Below are 2150 nucleotides of genomic sequence, written 5' to 3'. Positions count from 1 at the left end.
TGACCTAACTTACTCTGTGTCTGTTGGTTTTGTCGACGGTGTGCGTGATTGACTATTCTTATTTGCTTTTGTAACGCCACTTCCTTGTTCTCTGTTTGCTGCTTGATAGCGTAGATCTCGTTTTCTTTCTTGTTGAGTCGTTTCGCTTCTTTGGCGTGTTTGTTTACGATATCCTTCTCAACTTGACCTTGGTATTCTCGTTTTATGTTTTCGATCTCTTTCGTTTTTTTAGCTAATTCTTTCTTAGCTTTGAGTAACGACTCATCTGCGAATGTGCGAATGCCGTTGTAAATTAAACCTAAAATGAACGCTGTCATGAGGCTAAACAAGAATATGTAAACCCATGATTGCCATTGGTACCAGAGCGTTTTTGCGCCTTGTGCTAGTAAAATAGGACCATTTGAGTTGGATAAGTCTACTAACCAAATCGTGCTATCGGGAGTTAGAAAATCAAGAAATGGTGCTGCAAAAAGCAATACCAATCCCACAACAATTACCGTCAAAAATCCCCAAATCATCGTAGGTATACCTCTGTAATATCGGGGCGGAAATGCCCTAGCTCTTGAGAAATAATCGTCATGACATCGATACGCTCAAAGTGGTTAGCCAGTTGTTCGTAGCGGTTTTGTGCGTAGCTATGGCGTAAGCCGTGTGCTCCGTTGGAGTACCCAAGAGCGCGAGAACTCGCTTTGCTGAACGCATCAGAAAACTTGTGTCCTCCTGCTATGTTGTAATGCGATTCGTAATTCACGCCCCTGTCAGAGAGTTGCTGTGGTGTATCGAGTCTGCGTTCTTCTAACTTTTCTGCCAAATGGTTGGGGATTTGAACTTCACGAATGAGACCGCCTTTCCCTTGAACCGTGTAGGTTTTTGAGTCATTGGGGAGTTGGGAAAATTTATCTTGGTGTACGTCCCGTGGACTCGGATTTACTTCGCCAGAAGGTCGTAGTGTGTACAGTTCGTGAGCGCGTAGACCCGCTTCATGACAAAGTTGTGTTGAGAGTGCATGTTGCTCGGTTTGGTGCTGAATGATCGCATTGACCTGTTCTGGCGTGTAAGAACGAGAGTTTTCAATAGTTTCTTTTTTAGATGTAGGAAGCTCTTTGGGTGGGTATAGTGTTTGATTGGGTTCTAACTTATGTGTGACATGCTGCATCATTGTTTGTATTGCCTGACGATCCATGTCGATTGTGCTTTGTTTACATTCGTGAGCGCGTAACTCTATGTAGTTTTTTGCTTGTTCTGGGGTTAGTTCTCTTAGAGAGCCAAGCTTGAACTCTTTCAGATAATCGCAACAGGTTTTCAATGCTTGTTCGTAGTTCCTCGCCGTTCCCACCGATTCTATGGCATTACCTTTCCCCTGCATTTCTTTCATGACAGAAGCGGCTTGTTTTTCTGATTTTGCGAAGTGCCCTTTAGCCATTGCGTGTTACTCCGATGGAATGGATATATCGGAGGATGGTACTGCGAGCTGCATATTGCTTGTGTTCAGTTTGGAGGTGCAGAGCAATCAGTTCTAAAGATGCGCCATGCTTGTACATTTTGGCGATTTCAGAACGGAACGGTTCAAGTTTAGAGGTGCGTTTCTTATAGTTTTTGCCTTTGCGTAAAGCACGGGTCTTTTTTGCAGCTTCGGTCGCTGCTACTGGATCAAAGCTCATAAAAATCTCGATGTGTGCGTAAGAACTAGCTCGGCTATCATCGTGATGATAGTGAGACGGCTAAGATGCCGTTCGCCATTTTGACTTTTTAACGAAAAAGTAGGCTGACTGTTCACACCTAAAACGTCCATTTCCGCAGATGGAGTGCGTTGTTGATTTATGATTTCGCTACTTTGAGATGCGTCACTGGCTCAACAATTATTACCAGCGAGTACGGAGTTAACTAAGCCGTACACTCCACAGACTTAGAGCAAAATTAACTCGGTTCTCTGACCGGACGGTGCTCTGAATGCAACGTAGACCAGCCGAATCGGCTATGCGGTCAGGGTCCTGCTTTTGCAGTAAGGTAAGTCTTGAGGTTATGAAACTGGTTAAGCATTGTCAACAGAGTTAATGTTGCAGCTTCTTTGTTGCGTGAAATTCGTTTTGGCTAGATAAATCCTCGCGCTATGTGGAAATTTTAATTTCTACATAGCGCGAGTAGGCTCG

General features: G+C 44.0%; 3 protein-coding genes. All 3 read right to left on the bottom strand.

Annotated features, from left to right (window positions below):
• On the bottom strand, positions 1 to 518 hold a 518-nt coding region (locus R8N46_RS24355; RefSeq protein ID WP_318189674.1), incomplete at its 3' end, for a hypothetical protein.
• Positions 515 to 1423, bottom strand: coding sequence for a tyrosine-type recombinase/integrase (locus tag R8N46_RS24350; RefSeq protein WP_102137292.1), 909 nt, complete (start codon positions 1421 to 1423; stop codon positions 515 to 517). The genes R8N46_RS24355 and R8N46_RS24350, both read right to left, overlap by 4 nt.
• Complete coding sequence (locus R8N46_RS24345; protein WP_169573145.1) at positions 1416 to 1661, bottom strand: hypothetical protein; 246 nt, start codon at positions 1659 to 1661, stop codon at positions 1416 to 1418. Before R8N46_RS24345 ends, R8N46_RS24350 begins: the two co-directional genes overlap by 8 nt.
• Between the last annotated feature and the right edge of the window lie 489 nt (positions 1662 to 2150).

This window comes from Vibrio sp. 1874 (assembly GCF_033344395.1).
Taxonomy (GTDB): domain Bacteria; phylum Pseudomonadota; class Gammaproteobacteria; order Enterobacterales; family Vibrionaceae; genus Vibrio; species Vibrio alginolyticus.
Note: the sequence above shows the minus strand (reverse complement) of the source record. Positions and strands in the feature narration are given on the sequence as shown.

Bases quoted from the DNA above. Each gene is read 5' to 3' on its own strand.
- R8N46_RS24350 (WP_102137292.1), bottom strand. From the start codon at position 1,423: ATGGCTAAAGGGCACTTCGCAAAATCAGAAAAACAAGCCGCTTCTGTC.
- R8N46_RS24345 (WP_169573145.1), bottom strand. From the start codon at position 1,661: ATGAGCTTTGATCCAGTAGCAGCGACCGAAGCTGCAAAAAAGACCCGT.